Here is an 18,328-nt window from a genome sequence, read left to right on the forward strand (position 1 = left end):
GCGGTTACCAGCCGCGCGGCCTGGTGGTGATCGGCGGAATCGTGATCACCGGCCGCGTCGTCGTGGTCGTCGTCACCGGCGGCGCGGCCGCGATCCGCGGCGTGGTCACCTCGGTCGTCGACATGGTCTCCTCGGTCGTCGTGATGACGGGAGCATGGGTCACCGGTGTCGTGACGGGGGCGACGGTGGCGATCGGGGGCGGCACGATCGTGGTCCTGACCGGGGGCGGCGGAGGTGCCGTGGTCGTCGTCGAGGGGGCGGGCGGCGGTGCGGTGGTGACCGGTGCCGGTTCGGTGGTGAGCGTGACCGCCCGCGGCGTGGTGAGCTCGGCCATCTGCCACGTGGGCGTCGGCGGGACGAACACCTGAAACGTGGTCTTGGCCGGCTCCGCCTGATATGTACCGGCGGCCTGCAGACCTTCCGACGTCAACGGCGGCGGCACGACCGCAGGCCCGCGACTGCCGAACGCGCCGCCTGCGGCACCGATCATCAGCCCGGAGACCGCCGAAACGGTGGCGATCGCGAGTGCCCCGACCGCTACTGTCCTGTCGTCCATCTGTTACCCGTCCTCGGCGTGCAAATGCGTCCACCATAGAGGGCGGTGCCACCCACCGCTGCACGTATCCGGGTGGCGACCCGTCCGGGATTGTTCGCTCGATCGTTGCTGCGCGACCGCCGGCATTCGGCGCACGCTGACGAGAACCCTTGTTCGGACGAGCCGGTCAGCCGACGATCGAACGGTATCCATACCGCTCCGACCGGGGGTAACGATGATTCTGCTCGACCGGCTGTTCCGCCGCCGCCCGCTGTCCGAACGCACCGGAGCGGCCGTCGCTGCCTCGGCCATTCAGTTCGCTTCGTGAGCGACCTCGCGATCGTCGCCGACGTCCTCGTCCTCGGCGGCGGCCCCGCCGGAACGTGGGCGGCACTGTCGGCGGCCCGGGCGGGCGCCCGGGTCGTGCTCGCCGACAAGGGGTACTGCGGCACCAGCGGTCCCACCGCGTCGGGCGGCAACAACCTGTGGAACATCTCACCCGGTCCCGCGCGCGAACGGTCCGTGCAGGCCCGCTTCGAGGACGGTGGCAGACTGTCCGAGCCGGCCTGGATGTACCGGGTCCTCGAGGAGACCCACCACCGCGTGGACGAGCTCGCCGACGCCGGGTACCGGTTTCCGTCCGGCGACGACGGCCGGGAAGTGCGCACCAGCCTGCAGGGGCCGGAGTACATGCGCCGGATGCGCCGGCGTGTGCACCGCGCCGGCGTCACCATCCTCGATCACAGCCCCGCACTCGAACTGCTCGTCACCGGCGACGGCATCGTGTCCGGCGCCGCCGGTCTGCAGAGGCAGAGCGGATACGCGCCGTGGTCGGTGCGCGCCGGGGCGGTGGTCGTGGCGACCGGCGGCTGCGCCTTCCTGTCGGGAAGCTTCGGAACCAATGTCGACACCGGCGACGGACTCCTCATGGCCGCGGAGGTCGGGGCGTCGTTCTCGGGCATGGAATTCTCGACGGCCTACGCGCTGGCACCCGCGTGGAGCGGGCACACCAAGGGCCTGATGATGCAATTCGCCACCTACTACGACGCGGACGGGCAGCCTCTCGGCGACGGTGGATTCGCTGCGCGCGGAGCCGCGATGGCACACCTCGCCGCCGGTCGCCCCGTGTACGCGAGGCTGGACCGCGCCAGGCCCGACATCCGCGCCGCCATGCGATCGTCGCAGCCGAATTACTTTCTGCCGCTGGACAAGGCTGGGGTCGACCCGTTCACGCAGAAGTATCCGGTGCGTGCCGTCCTGGAAGGCACGGTGCGGGGGACCGGGGGGATCCGGGTGACCGGAACGGACTGCGCCGGCGATGTTCCCGGACTGTTCGTGGCGGGCGACGCGGCCACCCGCGAGTTGATCACCGGCGGCCGGAGCGGCGGCGGCAGCCACAACGGGGCATGGGCGATCGCCTCGGGCACCTGGGCGGGCGCCGGCGCGGCCCGGTTCGCGCGGGTGCATTCCGTTCCCGACCGTGTTCGGGGCGCGGGGACGGCGGGCCTGCGGGGGCCGTCGGCCCGACGGCAGGCCTCGCGCGCCATCGTCGGACTCGTGCAGGAGCACACCCTGCCGCTGCGGCGCAGCTACCGGCGCACCGCGACGAGCCTGCACGACAGCGTGACCGCGCTCGACGAGGCCTGGGCGGGCGCCGCCGATCTGCTCGGCGGCTCCGAACGGGAACTGCTGCAGGCGCGTTCGGCCGCCGCGATGCTGGCGGCCGCACGGTGGGCGACACACTCGGCGCAGGCGCGGACCGAGACGCGGGGCATGCACGTACGCACCGACCACCCCGGCACCGACCCGACGCAGACCCGTCGGCTGCTGTCCGGCGGGCTCGATGAGGTGTGGGTGCGACCCGAACGCGGCACGGCCCGCGCGGACGCCGGGACGGTCGCGTCATGATCGAGGTCGTCGTCGCCGACCGCTGCGTGCGGTGCGACATCTGCATCAAGGTCTGTCCGACGGACGTGTTTCGCCGCGGCCCGGACGGCGTTCCTGTCGTCGCGCACCAGGAGGACTGTCAGACGTGCTTCATGTGTGAGGCCAACTGTCCCACCGACGCACTGTATGTCGCACCGTTCGACACCCCGGTTCCCGAGGACTCGACGCACACGGACGCCGAGGGGCTGGCAGAGTCGGGGGCCCTCGGCGCCTACCGCGCCGTGATCGGGTGGGGCGGAGGGCGCACACCGGGTTCCACGCTCGACCGGAACCACCTTTTCACCCTGTGAGTACTCGTCAACCGCGGGCGGTTGACAAGTACTCACGGGGGGTCGCCTTGCGGATGAACCGGCCGATCTCGCGGATGGCGCGGGTGCCCTCGGGCAGCAGACCGGCCGCGGCCTGGAAGACGTGCACCTGCCGCTCCCACACCTGCAGTTCGCACGGGACGCCCGCCTGGGACAGCCGCTCCGACATCAGTTCCGCGTCGACGTACACCATTTCCTGCGAGCCGGTCTGGATCAGCGCCGGCGGCATCGAGGCGAGCGAGCCGTCCACGGGTGACGTGGACGGCTCGTGCCCGCCCCGGGTGTCCAGCCTCTCGATCAGCCTGGACAGGGCACCGACCGCGCGCGTGGGGAAGACGGCGCAGAGGTCGGCGTTGGGATGGGCCAGCTTGTTGACGGGGTCGAGGTCGGTCAGCGGCGACAGCGCGACGTCCGCGGCCGGGCGCGGCAACCCCTGCCGCAGGGCTTCGAGGGTGACCATGAACGTGAGGAATCCGCCGGCCGAGTCGCCGGCGACGACGATGCGGTCTGCCGTGTAACCGTGCGCGAGCAGCCACCGGTACCCGTCGACCCCGTCCTCGACGGCCGCCCGGATGGGGTTGCGAGGGATCATGCGGTACGCGACGTTCAGTGTCGACGCCTGCGACTCCGCGGCGATCCGGGACACCATCTGACGGTGCGAGTTGATCCCGCAGCACAGGAACGCGCCGCCGTGGAGGTAGAGGATGGCCCGGTCGCCGAGCTCACCCGGCGGGCGGATCCATTCGGCGCGGCAGTTCGGCAGCCGGACCGGCCGGCGCCGGGTTCCGCGGATGGGGCCGAGCGAGTACCCGAACAGGTCGACCACTCCCGTGGGCCACGGCAGTTCGGGGTAGCGCGCCCACCCGTCGAGGAACGGCCGGACGGTCCGGCGCAGGGTGTGCGCGAGGGCCGCCGACTGCAGGCTGGTTCCGGCGAACTCCCGCCGCGTCACCGGCACGGGTGACGGACAGAATTCGTAAGTCGCAGTGCTCATTGCCTGCCTCCGTTCCGGCCTCGGTGCCCATCGACGTACTGCCCTCAGGTGCGCCACCTCTTTGCGCCGTACGATCTACATCGAAGTTGGTCGCACGGACGCTACGCCCGACGTAGCATCCAGACGGAAGTCGTAATGGGATAGTGACCGAGTGGGGGTGAACGTCCAGGTGGGGCTCATGCCGGTTACCGATTCGATATTCCTGCTGGCCGAGTCGCGAGAGCATCCGATGCACGTGGGATCGCTCGAGTTGTTCACACCGCCGGAGGGCGCGGGCCCCGGCTACGTGAAGTCGATGCACGAAACCCTGCTGAAACACACCGACGTCGACGCCACGTTTCGCAAGAAGCCGGCGGGCCCCGTCGGGAGTCTCGGGAACGTGTGGTGGGCGGACGAGTCGGACGTCGATCTCGAATACCACGTGCGTCATTCGGCTCTCCCCTCCCCGTACCGGATCCGGGAATTGCTCACGCTCACGTCCCGGTTGCACAGCACGCTGCTGGACCGCCACCGTCCGTTGTGGGAGATGTACCTGATCGAGGGGCTCGACGACGGCCGGTTCGCCATCTACACCAAACTGCATCACTCGCTGATGGACGGGGTCTCCGGGCTGCGGCTGCTGATGCGGACGCTGTCGACCGACCCCGACGTGCGCGACGCCCCGCCGCCGTGGGATCTGCCGCGCCGAGGCTCCACCAACGGTTCCGTTCCCGACGTCTGGTCGGTGGTGAACGGTGTCCGTCGCACGGTCGAGGACGTGGCCGGTCTCGCGCCGGCGTCGCTGCGCATCGCCCGCACCGTGATGGGGCAACACGACATGAGGTTCCCGTACGAGGCGCCCCGCACCATGTTCAACGTCCCGATCGGCGGGGCGCGCCGGTTCGCCGCGCAGTCGTGGCCGCTCGAGCGGGTACACGCGGTCCGGAAGGCCGCCGGCGTCAGCGTCAACGACGTGGTGATGGCCATGTGCGCCGGCGCGCTGCGGGGGTACCTGGACGAGCAGAATGCGCTGCCGGACGAGCCGCTGATCGCGATGGTTCCGGTGTCGCTGCGCGACGAGCAGAAGGTCGACGCCGGCGGCAACGCGGTGGGCGTCACGTTGTGCAACCTGGCGACGGATGTAGACGACCCGGTTGACCGGCTGACCGCGATCTCCGCGTCGATGACCCAGGGGAAGGAACTGTTCGGCAGCCTCACCTCGATGCAGGCGCTGGCGTGGTCCGCGATCAACATGTCGCCGATCGCCTTGACGCCGGTGCCGGGATTCGTGCGGTTCACGCCGCCGCCGTTCAACGTGATCATCTCCAACGTGCCAGGACCTCGGGAGACCATGTACTGGAACGGGTCCCGGCTCGACGGCATCTACCCGACGTCGGTGGTGCTGGACGGGCAGGCCCTCAACATCACGCTCACCACCAACGGCGACAACCTCGATTTCGGTGTCATCGGGTGCCGCCGCTCGGTGCCGAGCCTGCAACGGATCCTGTTCTACCTGGAGATGGCGCTCGGCGAACTCGAGGCCGCATTGCTCTGAGCCGCCGCAGGTTTCAGCGTCTGCCCGACTCCTGCTCGACGAGCGCCCGCCGCGACTCCTCGTGGAGGACCCCCAGCAGTTCGTGTTCGACGTCCGCGAATTCGGGCGAGGTCATCATCGACAGTTCGCGGGGGCGGGGCAGGCCCACGGTCACCTCGCGCCGCACGGTGGCGGGGCGCGCCGACAGCACGACCACCCGGTCCGAGAGATAGACGGCCTCCCGGATGTCGTGGGTGATCATCAGCACGGTCCACCGGTAGCGTTGCCAGACGTCCTGCAACCAGGTCTGCATCTCGGTGCGGGTCAACGAATCCAGGGCGCCGAACGGTTCGTCGAGCAGCAGCACCGGACGGTCCTGGACGACGGTGCGGAGCATCGCGGCGCGTTGCCGCATCCCGCCGGACAGCTGGCTGGGGCGGGCGTCCTCGAACCCGCCGAGACCGAACACTGAGAACAATTCGCGTGCCTTGTCCCGCGCCTCCTTGCGGGATACCCCCTGTACCTCGAGGCCGAGGGTGGTGTTGTCGAGGACGCTGCGCCACGGGAACAGGAGGTCCTTCTGCGGCATGTACGCGCACTTCGAGGGGACGCTGCCGGCGGGGCGGACGGGTTCGCCGCCGATGGTGACGGTGCCGGAGTCCGGTCGGTCGAGACCGGCGAGCATGGCGAACGCGGTGCTCTTCCCACACCCGCTGGGGCCGATCACCGACACGAACTCGCCGGGTTCGACGGTGAACGTGATGTCGTCGAGAACGGGCCGGATGCCGCCGCGGACCGGGAATCCCTTGGTGAGACCGGACAGTGCGACGCGTGCGGTCTCACTCATGCCGGGCCCTCTCGTTCTTGATCCAGGGGGCGACGACGCGTTCGACCGCGAACGTGAGCAGGTACAGACTGAGGCTGATCACGGCGGTCACGAGGACGGCGGCCAGCACGAGATCGGTGCGGAAGGAGTTCTTCTGCGTCGCCATATAGATGCCGAGACCGGACGTGGCGCCGACATATTCGGCGAACACGGCACCCACCACGGCATACGTGATGCCGATCCGCAAGGCGGTGAAGAACCGGGGGATCGCCGACGGGAGCCGAACGTATCGGAATTCCTGCCACCGCGAGGCGCCCATGCTGCGCAGCAGCGCCCCGGCCTCCCGGTCGGCCGCGGCGAAACCCTCGATCAGGCCGATCGTCATCGGGAAGAACGTGGCGAGTGCGATCACGAGTATTTTCGGCAGGAGACCGAAACCGAACCAGATGATCATCAGCGGCGCGATCGCGATGATCGGCAACGTCTGCGACACGACGAACAGCGGAACGAATGCGCGTCGCAGCCACGGCGAGAAGTCCACGAGCACGGCGAGCGCCCAGGCGCAGAGCAGGGACACTGCGAAACCGATCAGTGTCACCTGCAGCGTCGCGGAAGCGTGACCGGAGATGGCGTCGCGCGCCCGCCAACCCTGTTGGACGACGCGCAGCGGCGAGGGCAGCACCTGCGGCCGAATACCGCTGACCGTCACGTACACCTGCCAGGCGACGAGCAGCAGTGCCAGGACCACGACCGCGGGCACCGTCCGTCGCAGCAGCGAGGACGTGCCCGGGGCCGGAGTGCCGAGACTGGTGTCAGGGCTGAGCGAGGTACTCATTGGTGAAATACGTCGACCAGTCGGGTTCCGTGGTCAGCGGTGCCCCGTCGGGGCCGGTGAGCAGGCCGTGCTGGAACAGGAAACCGGAGTATCCCGCCCACTTCTCGGCCGTCTGGGTTCCGACCTTGCCGGCACTGTCCTTCATGTATTCGGACGACAACATCTGCTGGCTCTCCTTGACGAGGGGTTCGTCCGGAAACGCGCCGGGGTTGGCGTCGATCAGGATCTGCGCCGCCTGATCCGGCTGGTCGGCGGCGAACTGGTAGCCGCGCTGCAGGGCCTGGACGAACTTGCGGGCCTGCTCGGGATGGTCGGCCATCCACTGTTCGTTGCCCTCGATGATCAGCGCGTACGCGTCGGGGAAGCCGTAGTCGGTGTAGTGGAAGTAGCGCATCGGCGTGCCCTGGTGCTCGGCCTCGATTCCTTCCCAGCCGAAGAACGACACGGTGAAGTCGGCGGTGCCGGAGTAGACGGCCTCGTACGCCGACGTGCCCAGCGTGACGGTGGTGAATTCGCCCTTGCCGCCGTCGTTCCGGATGATCTGCTTCAGCGTCTCCTCGCCGTCCGGGTCCGCGAAACCGGCGTAGATCTTGCCGTCAAGATCCCGGGGGCGGGTGATGTCGGCGCGATCCGCCTTCACCGCGATGCCCGTCGCCCAGTGTTGCAGTGGGGCCAGGACCGACGTGGTCTGCGCGCCCGCGGCCTTCGAGAACGTCGCGGAACTCTGGAAGCTCACCCCGAACTCCGCGTTTCCGGCATCGACCAGGGTGTCGGGGGAGGTGTCGTTGTACGGCAGTATCTGCACGTCGAGTCCGGCGTCCGCGAAATAGCCCTGCTGCTGCGCGACGAACAGACCGGTGTGGTTGGTGTTCGGGGTCCAGTCGAGTGCGAACCGGATGGTGTCGTCCGACTGCGAGTCACCCGCGCAGCCGGTGAGCATCGACAGGGCGGAGACCAGGATGACGGCTGCGGTCGCAGCGCGCTTGGTGCGAGAGAAGAGTGTCACGACGCCGGCCATTCCTGCTCGTTGAGTGCGGTGTCCCAGAACATGAGTTCGTAGCGGCTGGCGATCACGAACGCCTCCACCATCTCCTCACGCTGGGCATCGGTCGCGGCCTCGGCGGCGGCGTCCACCAGTTCGCGGGCCCGGGCGACGGCGGCGTGGAACTCCTCCGCGTCGTACGTGGTCACCCACTGCGCATAGGGGTGCGACGGGTCGGCGGAGAGCACGTCACGGGCGCTCGCCGCGAGCCGGCGTCCCACGTCCGCGTAGATCCAGAAGCAGGGCAGCACCGCGGCCGCGGCCACGGCGTACGGTTCCGTGGCCGCCACGGCGGTCAGGTACGAGATGTATCCGAGGCAGGCCTGCGAATGCTGAGGCTCCGCGTCCGACGCGGGGAGCCGTCCGCTGGTCAGCAGATTCTGGTGCAGGGTTGCCTCGACGGTGGCGGCCTCGGCTGCCGAACCCGCCCAGAAGCCGGCCTCGACGGGACCGGGCGCGTGCGCGGCCACCAGCGACAGCGCCTTCGCGTAGCCGGTCAGGTACAGGAAATCCTGCTCGATGTACGTGCGGAACACGTCCAGCGGCAGCGTGCCGTCACCGAGGCGGCGCAGAAACTCGAGTTCGTCGATCGCTTCGCGCAGCACCTTCGTCCGGTCCCACAAGTGGTCCGTGAATCGGGCGTGCTGGCCGGCGCCGGCAGCATCTTGGACAGAGCTATTCACAACGTTGACATCCCTTCGTCAGCATTACCTGAGCAGGTTCCCGGGTGTGTTCTCAGCCCCGCCCGTGCGGAGCACCCCGTGTCAGAACAAGCCGACCCTAGCACCGCCCGTGCCCGCGAAGGAAAGGCCCTGCCTGCTCATCGTTGGTAGTTTGGCCTGAGATTCCCGGTACGCGCTGCGTGAGGAGATTCGTCCGTGGATGTCGAGAAGTCCGGCGACACGCTCGTCGTCCGTGCCCGGGACGGCGAGGTGCGCGGCTACCCCGAGGGCGACGTCTACGCATGGAAGGGCATCCCGTTCGCCGCGGCCCCCGTCGGCGACCTGCGGTTCCGCGCGCCGGTCCCGCCCGCGCCGTGGGAGGGTGTGCGCGACTGCGCCGACTTCGGCCCGATGGCGCCGCAGGGGCACGGCACCGCCGTCCCGATCGACGCCGGACTCGAGATGGACGAGGACTGCCTGTCGGTGAACGTGTGGGCGCCGCGACCGGACGGCACCCCGCGGCCGGTGATGGTGTGGATCCACGGCGGCGCGTACTGCCTGGGAACCGCGGCGCAGGGCATCTACAACGGGCGCGTCCTGTCCACCCTCGGCGACGTCGTGCTGGTCTCCTTCAACTACCGGGTGGGAGCGCTCGGGTTCCTCGACCTGTCGTCGTTCTCGACCGCCGGGCGGGTGTTCGAGACCAACTGCGGGCTGCGCGACCAGGTCGCGGCCCTCGAGTGGGTGCGCGAGAACATCGGGTCGTTCGGCGGCGACCCGGACGAGGTGACGGTGTTCGGGGAGTCGTCCGGGGCCGGGTCGATCACCACCCTGATGACGTGTCCGAGCGCGGAGGGGCTGTTCCACCGCGCGATCGCCCAGAGCCCACCCGCGACGTCCGTCTACGGTGGTGAGCGGGCCGCCACCGTCGGGAAGCAGTTCCTCGACATCCTCGACGTGGCGCCGGGGCAGATCGACACGCTGCTGCGGCTGCCGTACCGCACGATCATCGAGGCCAGCGACACCCTCGTCAACGAGGTCCCCGTCAAGATCCCCGGCACGCTGGCGATGGCGCCGGTGGTGGATCGCGACTTCCTGCCGCGCTACCCGGTGGCCGCGTTCCAGAAGGGCTTCTCCCACCGCATCCCGCTCATCATCGGTTCCAACAAGGACGAGTCGTCGATCTTCAAGTTCATGAAATCGCCTCTGCTGCCGGTCACGTCGGATTCGGTGCAGGAGATGCTGCGGGCGATCGCGACCGATCACCCGGAACTGCCCGCGGCCCGCCTCGCCGACATCCTGTCGGCGTACCCGGACCGCGGGAAACCGAAGGGCGCACTCGCGATGTCCCGCGACGCCGCGTTCCGGATGCCCGCCCTGTGGGTGGCCGACGCGCACAGCAGGCACTCGCCGACCTGGATGTACCGGTTCGATCAGGCCACGCCGATGCTCAAGGCCGCGCGCATCGGCGCCGGGCACGCCACCGAACTCCCGTACGTCTTCGGCAATTTCGACACCCTCAACATCGACCCGACGTTCTGGCTCGGCGGCCGGAAGACGGCACTCGAGGTGTCGGGCCGGATCCAGCGCCGGTGGCTCGCGTTCGCGCGGCACGGTGTCCCCGCCGCGCTGGACGGGTCCAAGCACTGGGCGCCCTACGACGAGGAGAACCGCTCCACCCTGCTGATCGACGGCGCGGACACCCTCGTGCAGGACCCGGACCGCGAGATGCGGATCGCGTGGGGCAACGACGTCATGGGCTTCAACTGACCGGCACGTTCTCGTCCAGCTCCTTCAGCACGGGCAGCGCGACGCACGCCAACCCGATGATCAGGACCGGGATCGCCAGCACGAAGAACGTCGGCTGGATTCCCCACTTGTCGAGGATGGGACCGGCCAGCAGGTAGCCCAGCGGACCCGCCGCATACGCGGTGGACGTCATGACCCCTGTGACCCGGCCGCGCATGTGCTCCGGACTGCGAGTTTGCATGGCGTAGTTGGCGATCGGGCCGACCGGACCGAACACCAGACCCTGCAGGAGCGCCAGCGCCAGGATCGCCCACAGTGGCGGCAGGAACGCCATCGCGACCATCGCCGCGCCCAGCACCGTCACCGCCACCACCATCAGCATCCGGCGCGACACGTACGGCGCGAGTGGTCCGTACGCGAGGGCGCCCACCACGCCGCCGATGCTGAGCGCCATCAGGACGGAACCGAGTTGCGCGGGTTTGTCGAGTTCGGTGAAGTACACCGGGAACACCACCGATTCGACGGGCATGTACAGCGCGACGACCGCCATGTCCACGAGAGCGATCGTGCGCAGGAGCCGGTTGTGCCACACGAACTTCAATCCCTCGAGCGTGCCGTGCCAGATGGACGTCGGGCGCGTGGCAAGGTCCGGTCTGCCGGCGTTCTCGAGACGGAGGAACGCGATCGTCGCGACGGACAGTACGAACCCGGCGGCGGCGACCCACAACGTGTTCACTGCACCCACGGTGGCGATGAGGACGCCGCCGATGCCCGGCCCGACGAGATACGCCACGTTGTAATTGGCCTCGTAGAGGCTGTTCATCCGGTCGAGTGACCACCCCGCGGACTTCGTGGCGGCGGGCAGCATCGACTCCCTGGCCGCGATTCCGGCCGGATCGAACGCGGCGCCGATCGCGGCGAGAACGGCGATCACCGTGACGGTGAGGCCCGTCGTGTTCGCGATCACCGGGATGGCCGCGACGGACAGGGCCGACAGGCAGTCGGAGATCAGGGACGTGCGGCGTCGGCCGAAGAGGTCGACGAACGTGCCCGCGAACAGGCTCGACAGCAACAGCGGGAGGGTGGCCGCGCCCGCGACGATCGCGGCGTCGGACGCGCGACCGGTCTGCTCGAGCACGAGCCACGGCAGCACGACGATGACGATGCCGTTGCCAGTGGAAGAGAACAGGGTCGCGACATTCAGGAGGATCAGGGGCCCGAACCGGCGAGTCACAGCCGTCTCGGTGGCGGTCACGGCAAGGGTCCTCTGGTCGGCTCGATCGGTGGTCCTACGACGCTAACAGCGAGGTCGTGGCCACCGCGAGCGAATTTCCGGCCGCTACTGGTTGCGTTGCAGGGTCAGTTCGGCGAGGGTGCGGGCACCCACACACGGGTCGCCGGTGCCCGACCGCTGCTGCACCCACCACGTGATGACGCCGGAGTAGGCGGCCGTGATGCCGCACGTCGCGGAGTCACCCGGTCGCCGGGCGCTGAACGCCGACGTGCCCGCGATCGTCGTGGCCTCCACCTGGTACCCCAGCTGTGCCGCCACGTCCCGCTCCCGCTGCAACGAGTTGTTCTCGAACCAGCCGAACGTCACATCGATCGACCCGGCCGCGGACGACACCGTCCACATGCACACCGCACCGTAGAAGTACTGGTCGATGCCGTCGCCGCCGAGCGTTTCGGCGATCTTGTCGTTGGGGACGGCGTCGCATTCGCGCAGAAGCTTGTCGAACTGCGGCGATCCGCCCCCGCCGGAGGCGGACGCGCCCTCCGGCAGCGCGGTGCCGGTGACCGACGTGCCGCAGCCGGCCAGAAGCATCGCCGACGCCAGCGCCGCGGCGAGCCGGCGACCGGCGGTCATTTGGCCTTCTCCAGCGTGAGCTCCCCGAGCGCGGTCGGGGCCGCGCACGGGTCGGCGGGTGTGGCGCCGGTGCCGTAGCGGACGAGCCAGTGCACGAAGTCGGAACCCGTCGCGAGCGCGACCTCGCAGAAGCCGACGTTCTGCGACGAAAATCCGCGGTGCCCGGCGATCTCGAGGTCGTGCACCTCGTGACCGATGCCCTTCGCCACCGACCGCTCCCGGTCGATGGGGCTGCCGCGGTACCAGGTGAACATCACGTACCGCTCGGGGCCCGCTTCCCAACGGCACTTGATGCCGTTGCGCGACACCGGAGCGAGCCCGGAGATACCGGCCCGCTCGTACACCTCGGCGTCGGTCAGCGAGCCGCATTCACCCACGAACGCGCCGGCCTGCGGGGCCACCGAGGTGGTCGGCGCGGACGCCGCCGGATCCGTCGAACCGGTGCCGGAACCGCAGCCGGCGAGGGTGACCGCCGCCGCGATCAGACACGTCGCGCGGACGGCAGGGCGGACCGGATCAGACGAGCTCCGCATAGCTCGGATTCTCGGCGATGTACTTCTCCACGTACGAGCACGACGGGATCACGGCGAGCCCGCTCGACTTCGTGTCGTCGAGGGCGGCCTTCACCACCACGGCAGCCAGCCCCTGCCCGCGGAACTGCGGGTACGTCACGGTGTGGTGGAAGTCGCGGGCACCGTTCCGCTCGAAGTAGTCGGCGTATCCGGCCAGTTGACCGTCGAGGTAGACCTCGAACCGGGATTCCGACATGTCGTGCTCCACCGTGGCCGCCACAGATCGCTCCTCTGCTCGTGTGGCGTGCGCGCTGTCCCGCGCACGCTGTCACTCGCAGATTACCGTCAGTCCGCGAGGTTGGTACGCAGCAGCATGACGTTGTAGTCCGACCAGGTGGTGGCCAGGAAATACAGATCGGATCCCTGCGCCCACGGGTGCATGTACGCGCCGTACAACTCGGGCACGTCCCGGCTGCTCACCAGCACTTCGGGTTCGCTCCAGCCGGATTCGAGACGGTCGGAGCGGCGCATGACCACCGAGTTGCCGGCATCGGTGTACATCGCGACGAACTGGCCGAGGTACTGGTTGAACTGCACCGACAACTCGCTGACCGGTCCGGGGATCACCGGGGCGGCCAGGACGGCGTTGGACTTCACCCACGCCCTGCCGTCCCAGTACTCGTACGCCGTGAGGTTCCGGATGTCCGCTTCCTTCACCCGCGACAACCGGGCGTCGCCGTTGCGCCCGGAAGGGGTGCCGAACGCGTAGACGAACCCGTCGTGCTTGACGTAGGAGCCCATCTGGAAGTTCTCGGCACCCGTTGCGGGCACGTTGGGCCGCAGCGTCAGCGGGTCCGTGATCCAGTTCTCGCCGTTGTCGACGGAGTACGCGATACCGGACGCATTGGTGACCCACTCCCCGGGGGCGCCCCAGCTCCGCACGGACATGTAGTTGATGTACTGCGTCGCGGTCGGGCCCTCGCCGACCGAGATGCCGGTGGTGGGGATGACGGTCTGCTCCACCCCGGGAATCTTCTTGCTCTGGATGATCTCCTTGGAATGGTTCGGTCCGTCGACCGGAGAATTGTCGATACTCATCCCGTTGGTGAGGTCGTGATCGGAGCTGCGCAACAGGATGTTGCTGCGCCAGTCGCCGACCAGCCCGCACAGCGGGTTGTCGCTCAGGCCCACCGTGTCGCCGAAGGCGGTGAGGATCTGACCGCCGCCGTTGTCCCACATGATGCCGAGGTCGGTGCCGAGAACCCGGAACCGGCCGATCGTGTCGTTGGAGCTGCGGGGCCCGGTGATGTGGGCAATAGCCTGAGTTTTGCCACGCAACTCCGGAAGGCGACCGTCGCTGCCGTTGAGCCAGGGAATGGGGTTGATGCCCTGATTCCCGCTGCTCGATCCGAGGCTGCCGGTTCCGCCGAGGCACGGCGCCGCCGACGCAACGGGCGGCGCCATCGTGAAAAACGTGCAGGTAGAGGCGAGTAGGGCGGGCATCGCCAGAGAGGCGACACGGCGGAGTCTGGTCACGAGCGCACCTCTCTGCGACGAATCGAGTCGGGTCCGGTCACGCTAGCAATACCTCACCTGTCACACCAGCCCCCTGGGTAACCATTGGGTATCGCACCCGACCTGTGTAGCTACAGGATCGCTCCGGGGTTGAGGATCCCCAGGGGGTCGAGGGCGTTCTTGATCCGCTGCGTCAATTCCATGACGTCCGGGCCCACCTGGTCGGGCAGCCACGCCTTCTTCAGCCTGCCCACACCGTGCTCGCCGGTAATCGTGCCGCCGAGTGAGATTGCGAGGTCCATGATCTCGCCGAACGCCAGGTGCGCACGTTCGGCCATTACGGCGTCCTCGGGGTCGAACACGATGAGCGGGTGTGTGTTTCCGTCGCCGGCGTGCGCGATCACCGCCACCATCACCTCGCGCTCGCGGGAGATGGCGGCGATTCCCTCCACCAGCGCGGGCAGTTTCGGGAGCGGCACACCGACGTCCTCGAGCAGGAGGCTGCCCAATCTCTCGACCGCGGGAATCGCGAATCGCCGTGCGGCGGCGAAGGCTTCACCCTCGTCCGGGTCGTCGGTGGTGAAGACCTCGGTGGCGCCGTTGACCCGGCACGCGTCCGCCATGGCGGAAACCTCTTCCGCCGCAATCGCTCCCGGCGCATCCGACCGGGCGATCAGCATCGCTTCCGCCGTCCGGTCCAGGCCCATCTTCAGGGCGTCCTCGACGGCGCCGATCGATGCGCGGTCCATGAACTCGAGCATCGACGGCCGCAGGGTGCGGGTGATGGCCAGCACGGTGTCGGCGGCGGCCTGGACCGAGGCGAACGACGCGACGAGGGTGCTCGACGGCGGCTGGGCGGGGATCAGTCTCAGTGTCGCCTCCGTGACGATGCCGAGGGTTCCCTCGCTCCCGACGAACAATTTGGTCAGCGACAGTCCGGCCACGTCCTTGAGGCGCGGACCGCCCAGGCGCACGTCGGTGCCGTCCGCGAGAACCACCCGCAGCGCCAGGACGTAGTCCGTGGTGACGCCGTACTTGACGCAGCACAGGCCGCCCGCGTTGGTCGCGACGTTGCCGCCGATCGAGCACATCTCGAACGACGACGGATCGGGGGGGTACCACAGGCCGTGCTCGGCGGCCGCGGCCTTCACCTCGGCGTTGAACAGGCCGGGTTCGACGACGGCGATGCGGGTGATCGGGTCCACGTCGATCCGCCGCATGCGCTCGGTGCTGATCACCACGCTGCCCGCCACCGCGGTGGCCCCGCCGCTGAGCCCGGAGCCCGCTCCCCGGGGAATCACCGGGACCGTGTGCTCGGTGGCCCAGCGCATCACCGTCTGGACGTCCTCGGTCGTCGTGGGGCGGGCGACGGCGCGGGGAAGGGCCGCCTGGGGGTCGCGCGCCCAGTCCTGTCGGTACGACGCCAGGATGTCCGGGTCGGTCACGAGGCAACCCTGGGGGAGTGCGTCGGCGAGCTCTGCGAGTGCGCCGTCGGTGACCGTCATCGGAACTCCTGGAATGCGGGTGTCGGGAGTCCCGACGGTAGCCCAGCCGCCCGCACGTGTCCTCGAATTGGTCAGTCGTCCAACTGGGTCGATTCCGACCCCGACTCGCGGATATCGCCCCAACCTGGACGTTCGGTGCAGAAGGGGGACTCCATTAGCCCATCGGTTAGTTACTTACGCGTAGGAGTCTCACGATGTGGGATCAGGGGGGTGAATTTTTTCGGGCACTGTCGGATGGCATGGGAAACCGGGCGTGGGGGAGAAAATGCAGGTAGAGGCGTCTCGCGGAACGTGAGAACCCGGACAAAACGGGTGTAACACAGGTCACATTCGTCCCTCTGTTACCGGATCGTATCGACCAGGCAATGCAAAACCCCGCTTCTACGGGTTAGCGTCTTGCATCGTCAAACACCGGCGAGGCGTTACACCCAAACGGAGATTCTCACTAAATGTGAGCCAGAACACGGTTGGGGCCGGGTTTTGCCGCACCGACCCTGGAAGGACCCGCACCGATGAATGCACTCCACCGAGATCCCAGCAGCTACATCTCCGCGATGTTCTCGTACGAGTTCCTCGATGGTGGCATCGACTACGACTCCATCGAACAGATCCATCGCGGCGAGTTCGACGAATGGATCTTCGCCCTGGCGGGTTCGGGGTTGTTCACCAACGAGGAAGTTCGGTCCATGGTCCAGGAATGGCGCCTGAACCCCAAGACCCTCCTCAACACGCTTCTCGCGGACGCCGACGAGGTCACCGCGAAGCGCTGCGAGGTCACCTGGGCAGCACTCGACCGCGTGGCTCCGTTCACCCCGTCCGTGCCCGTCGCCGTCTTCGGCTGACGGCCTCCGCGTCGCAGGGCTCGCCGTCGTCACACGAAATCGGTTCGATCTCCGTTCACGACGATCGCCTGATCGTCCGTCAAGGTGCGGTATTCGATGCCGGCGAGCCTCAGCGCGGTGACGGTGCGCCGGACGGCGGCCGCGTCCTCCAGGGGCACGGCGTCTTCGGCCCCTGACGGCCCCACAGGCGGGTGATGCGGCACGATCGCGAAACTCACCACGCCCAGGCCGTCCCAGAGCGGCTCCATGCCACACGTTGCGACCACCTCCGCCGGGTCATCGGAGGAGTCGAGACCGTGCAGCGTCGGAGTCATCACACACGCCCCCGCGCTGTACCCGGCGTACACGAGCGAGTCCTTCCGTAGCAGCTCCGGGATCACCCGGTCCGCCCCGCTCCGGGCCATCTGCGCGCGCAACACGAACGTGTTGCCGCCGCGCACCCACAGCATGTCGAGCCCGTCCAGCCGTTCGGTCAGCGCCGCGGCCCGCGCCCGGCCGTCCTCGCCGATGTAGTCGCGTAAATCCACCTCCTCCGGGGTGAAGCCCAGTCGTGTCAGCGGCATCACATCGCTCACGACCGCGGAGGTCCGCGCCGCCCGCGGCCACGCGTCCGCCGCCGCCGCGATCACCCCGACACGCCCCGGGCTCCCGGCGAGCGACATCAGCGGCGCGGGATCCGCGCCGAACCGATACGAGGACAGGAACAGGCGCACCGCGGTCAGATCGTGAACGCGAGGTTGTCGACGATCCTCCTGCCCGCGGCGGTGTCACCGCTCAATGCGATCTCGTCGCGATGGTCCGCCGCCGTCGTCCGTCCTCCCGCCAAGCGGGTGAACAGCCGGGAGTCGAGGGTCACGGTGGTCGTCGCGGCGGACGGCAGCTCGTCGACCACCGCGGCCCTGCCGTCGACGGCGATGTGGATGTTCCGCGCGAGCGGTCCCGTCAGCACGAGGGTGATCCGCGACCCGTCCGGGGCCTTGCCGCGCTTGCCCACGAGGAACGCGACGGCGCCGGCGATCTCCTCGAACGCCGTCTCGCCGCGCGGGCCCCCCTCGTCGCCGGGCAGCGCGAGCGCGTCCCGCAGGTCGAGTTCGTGCATCCAGCAGTCGAACAACCGGATGCGCATGAACCGGAGATACGGCGCCGGGCCGACCGGCGTGGTGGTCTCGGCCGCGAACATCTCTTCGGTCATCTCGCCGAGCTCCGACCGTCTGCGGGCGGTGATCGTCCGGAACCGCTCGAGCATCTCCGGTCCGGGGCACCTGCGCAGTCCCTCGACCCACTCCTCGTTGAACGCCCCGATCTCGTTGCGCACGTGGCCGAGGCTGCGGACGTCGATGCTGGTGTGGGGTGCGGAGATTCCGGCGAGGAGCGATTCGGTGCCGATGAGATGCGCGGTGACGTCGTGGACGGTCCATCCGGGCAGCGCGGTGGGCGTGAACCACGCGTCGCCGGACAGCGAGGACAGCACCTCGTCGAGCACGTTCCATTCCTCGAACAATGCGTCGAGGATCGGTTCCTTCTGCAGGGCAGTCACGAGTCGTACGCCTCCTTTTGCCTCAACTCTAGGACCTCCCGGCGGAGTGCCCGGGCATTTTCGCCGCGGGCGGACGAATGCGCCGGTGACGGCCACGAAGGACTCCCCGTCCCGGGTTCGGTGTGGTAGACCGATGGTG

The 18,328-nt window shown here is 68.8% G+C and carries 19 protein-coding genes and 1 riboswitch; of the genes, 5 read left to right on the top strand and 14 right to left on the bottom strand.

Annotated elements, in window-relative coordinates; all coding sequences use genetic code 11:
* Window positions 1–4 precede the first annotated feature (4 nt).
* Window positions 5–556 carry a hypothetical protein gene (locus H0B43_RS28585; RefSeq protein WP_185724850.1) on the bottom strand — a complete coding sequence of 184 codons (552 nt, stop codon included), beginning with the start codon at window positions 554–556 and terminating at the stop codon, window positions 5–7.
* 303 nt (window positions 557–859) lie between these two features.
* Here H0B43_RS28585 and H0B43_RS28590 point away from each other — a divergent pair, with 303 nt between their 5' ends.
* Window positions 860–2,443 (top strand): FAD-binding protein, encoded by a 1,584-nt coding sequence (locus H0B43_RS28590; RefSeq protein ID WP_185724849.1) that lies wholly within the window; start codon window positions 860–862, stop codon window positions 2,441–2,443.
* Window positions 2,440–2,772, top strand: coding sequence for a ferredoxin family protein (locus H0B43_RS28595; protein WP_185724848.1), 333 nt, complete (start codon window positions 2,440–2,442; stop codon window positions 2,770–2,772). Before H0B43_RS28590 ends, H0B43_RS28595 begins: the two co-directional genes overlap by 4 nt.
* A gap of 7 nt (window positions 2,773–2,779) precedes the next feature.
* Here H0B43_RS28595 and H0B43_RS28600 read toward each other — a convergent pair whose 3' ends face one another.
* Complete coding sequence (locus tag H0B43_RS28600; protein ID WP_185724847.1) at window positions 2,780–3,784, bottom strand: alpha/beta hydrolase; 1,005 nt, start codon at window positions 3,782–3,784, stop codon at window positions 2,780–2,782.
* Window positions 3,785–3,962: 178 nt separating this feature from the next.
* Between H0B43_RS28600 and H0B43_RS28605 the strand changes: the two genes are divergently transcribed.
* Entirely contained in the window at window positions 3,963–5,318 is a 1,356-nt protein-coding gene (locus H0B43_RS28605; protein ID WP_185724846.1) for a wax ester/triacylglycerol synthase family O-acyltransferase, read from the top strand.
* Between the two features lie 13 nt (window positions 5,319–5,331).
* Here the strand turns inward: H0B43_RS28605 and H0B43_RS28610 are convergent, their stop codons facing one another.
* The 4 genes from H0B43_RS28610 to H0B43_RS28625 all read right to left on the bottom strand — a co-directional run bounded on the left by H0B43_RS28610 (window position 5,332) and on the right by H0B43_RS28625 (window position 8,683).
* Window positions 5,332–6,144, bottom strand: coding sequence for an ABC transporter ATP-binding protein (locus tag H0B43_RS28610; protein ID WP_185724845.1), 813 nt, complete (start codon window positions 6,142–6,144; stop codon window positions 5,332–5,334).
* Window positions 6,137–6,958: an ABC transporter permease gene (locus H0B43_RS28615; RefSeq protein ID WP_185724844.1), complete on the bottom strand. Its 822-nt coding sequence runs from the start codon at window positions 6,956–6,958 to the stop codon at window positions 6,137–6,139. Before H0B43_RS28615 ends, H0B43_RS28610 begins: the two co-directional genes overlap by 8 nt.
* Window positions 6,936–7,976, bottom strand: coding sequence for an ABC transporter substrate-binding protein (locus tag H0B43_RS28620; protein ID WP_185724843.1), 1,041 nt, complete (start codon window positions 7,974–7,976; stop codon window positions 6,936–6,938). The genes H0B43_RS28615 and H0B43_RS28620 overlap by 23 nt, the downstream gene beginning before the upstream one ends.
* Window positions 7,961–8,683, bottom strand: coding sequence for a TenA family protein (locus H0B43_RS28625; protein ID WP_185724842.1), 723 nt, complete (start codon window positions 8,681–8,683; stop codon window positions 7,961–7,963). The genes H0B43_RS28620 and H0B43_RS28625 overlap by 16 nt, the downstream gene beginning before the upstream one ends.
* A riboswitch (TPP riboswitch) is annotated at window positions 8,677–8,772 on the bottom strand. Its footprint overlaps the gene before it by 7 nt.
* Window positions 8,773–8,878: 106 nt before the next feature.
* Between H0B43_RS28625 and H0B43_RS28630 the strand changes: the two genes are divergently transcribed.
* The gene (locus H0B43_RS28630) at window positions 8,879–10,432 is read left to right on the top strand and encodes a carboxylesterase/lipase family protein (RefSeq protein WP_185724841.1); all 1,554 of its coding nucleotides are present in this window, start codon (window positions 8,879–8,881) and stop codon (window positions 10,430–10,432) included.
* Here the strand turns inward: H0B43_RS28630 and H0B43_RS28635 are convergent.
* The 6 genes from H0B43_RS28635 to H0B43_RS28660 all read right to left on the bottom strand — a co-directional run bounded on the left by H0B43_RS28635 (window position 10,425) and on the right by H0B43_RS28660 (window position 15,810).
* Complete coding sequence (locus H0B43_RS28635; RefSeq protein ID WP_185724840.1) at window positions 10,425–11,666, bottom strand: MFS transporter; 1,242 nt, start codon at window positions 11,664–11,666, stop codon at window positions 10,425–10,427. The two genes, H0B43_RS28630 and H0B43_RS28635, sit on opposite strands and share 8 nt — an antisense overlap.
* Window positions 11,667–11,750: 84 nt before the next feature.
* Window positions 11,751–12,278, bottom strand: a complete 528-nt coding sequence (locus H0B43_RS28640; protein WP_185724839.1) for a DUF3558 domain-containing protein — start codon at window positions 12,276–12,278, stop codon at window positions 11,751–11,753.
* Entirely contained in the window at window positions 12,275–12,811 is a 537-nt protein-coding gene (locus H0B43_RS28645; RefSeq protein WP_185724838.1) for a DUF3558 domain-containing protein, read from the bottom strand. Before H0B43_RS28645 ends, H0B43_RS28640 begins: the two co-directional genes overlap by 4 nt.
* Window positions 12,795–13,070: a GNAT family N-acetyltransferase gene (locus tag H0B43_RS28650; RefSeq protein WP_185724837.1), complete on the bottom strand. Its 276-nt coding sequence runs from the start codon at window positions 13,068–13,070 to the stop codon at window positions 12,795–12,797. The genes H0B43_RS28645 and H0B43_RS28650 overlap by 17 nt, the downstream gene beginning before the upstream one ends.
* A 65-nt stretch (window positions 13,071–13,135) precedes the next feature.
* Entirely contained in the window at window positions 13,136–14,326 is a 1,191-nt protein-coding gene (locus H0B43_RS28655; RefSeq protein ID WP_185950087.1) for a DUF4185 domain-containing protein, read from the bottom strand.
* 110 nt (window positions 14,327–14,436) lie between these two features.
* Complete coding sequence (locus tag H0B43_RS28660; protein ID WP_185724836.1) at window positions 14,437–15,810, bottom strand: FAD-binding oxidoreductase; 1,374 nt, start codon at window positions 15,808–15,810, stop codon at window positions 14,437–14,439.
* A gap of 512 nt (window positions 15,811–16,322) precedes the next feature.
* On the opposite strand from H0B43_RS28660, the gene H0B43_RS28665 reads away from it, so the two are divergent.
* Window positions 16,323–16,652 carry a hypothetical protein gene (locus H0B43_RS28665; RefSeq protein ID WP_011594545.1) on the top strand — a complete coding sequence of 110 codons (330 nt, stop codon included), beginning with the start codon at window positions 16,323–16,325 and terminating at the stop codon, window positions 16,650–16,652.
* Window positions 16,653–16,681: 29 nt separating this feature from the next.
* Here the strand turns inward: H0B43_RS28665 and H0B43_RS28670 are convergent, their stop codons facing one another.
* Both H0B43_RS28670 and H0B43_RS28675 read right to left on the bottom strand, forming a co-directional pair.
* Complete coding sequence (locus tag H0B43_RS28670; protein WP_185724835.1) at window positions 16,682–17,365, bottom strand: Type 1 glutamine amidotransferase-like domain-containing protein; 684 nt, start codon at window positions 17,363–17,365, stop codon at window positions 16,682–16,684.
* A 5-nt stretch (window positions 17,366–17,370) separates the two neighbouring features.
* Complete coding sequence (locus H0B43_RS28675) at window positions 17,371–18,189, bottom strand: maleylpyruvate isomerase family mycothiol-dependent enzyme (protein ID WP_185724834.1); 819 nt, start codon at window positions 18,187–18,189, stop codon at window positions 17,371–17,373.
* Between the last annotated feature and the right edge of the window lie 139 nt (window positions 18,190–18,328).

Source organism: Rhodococcus sp. 4CII (genome assembly GCF_014256275.1).
GTDB classification, from domain to species: Bacteria; Actinomycetota; Actinomycetes; order Mycobacteriales; family Mycobacteriaceae; genus Rhodococcus_F; species Rhodococcus_F wratislaviensis_A.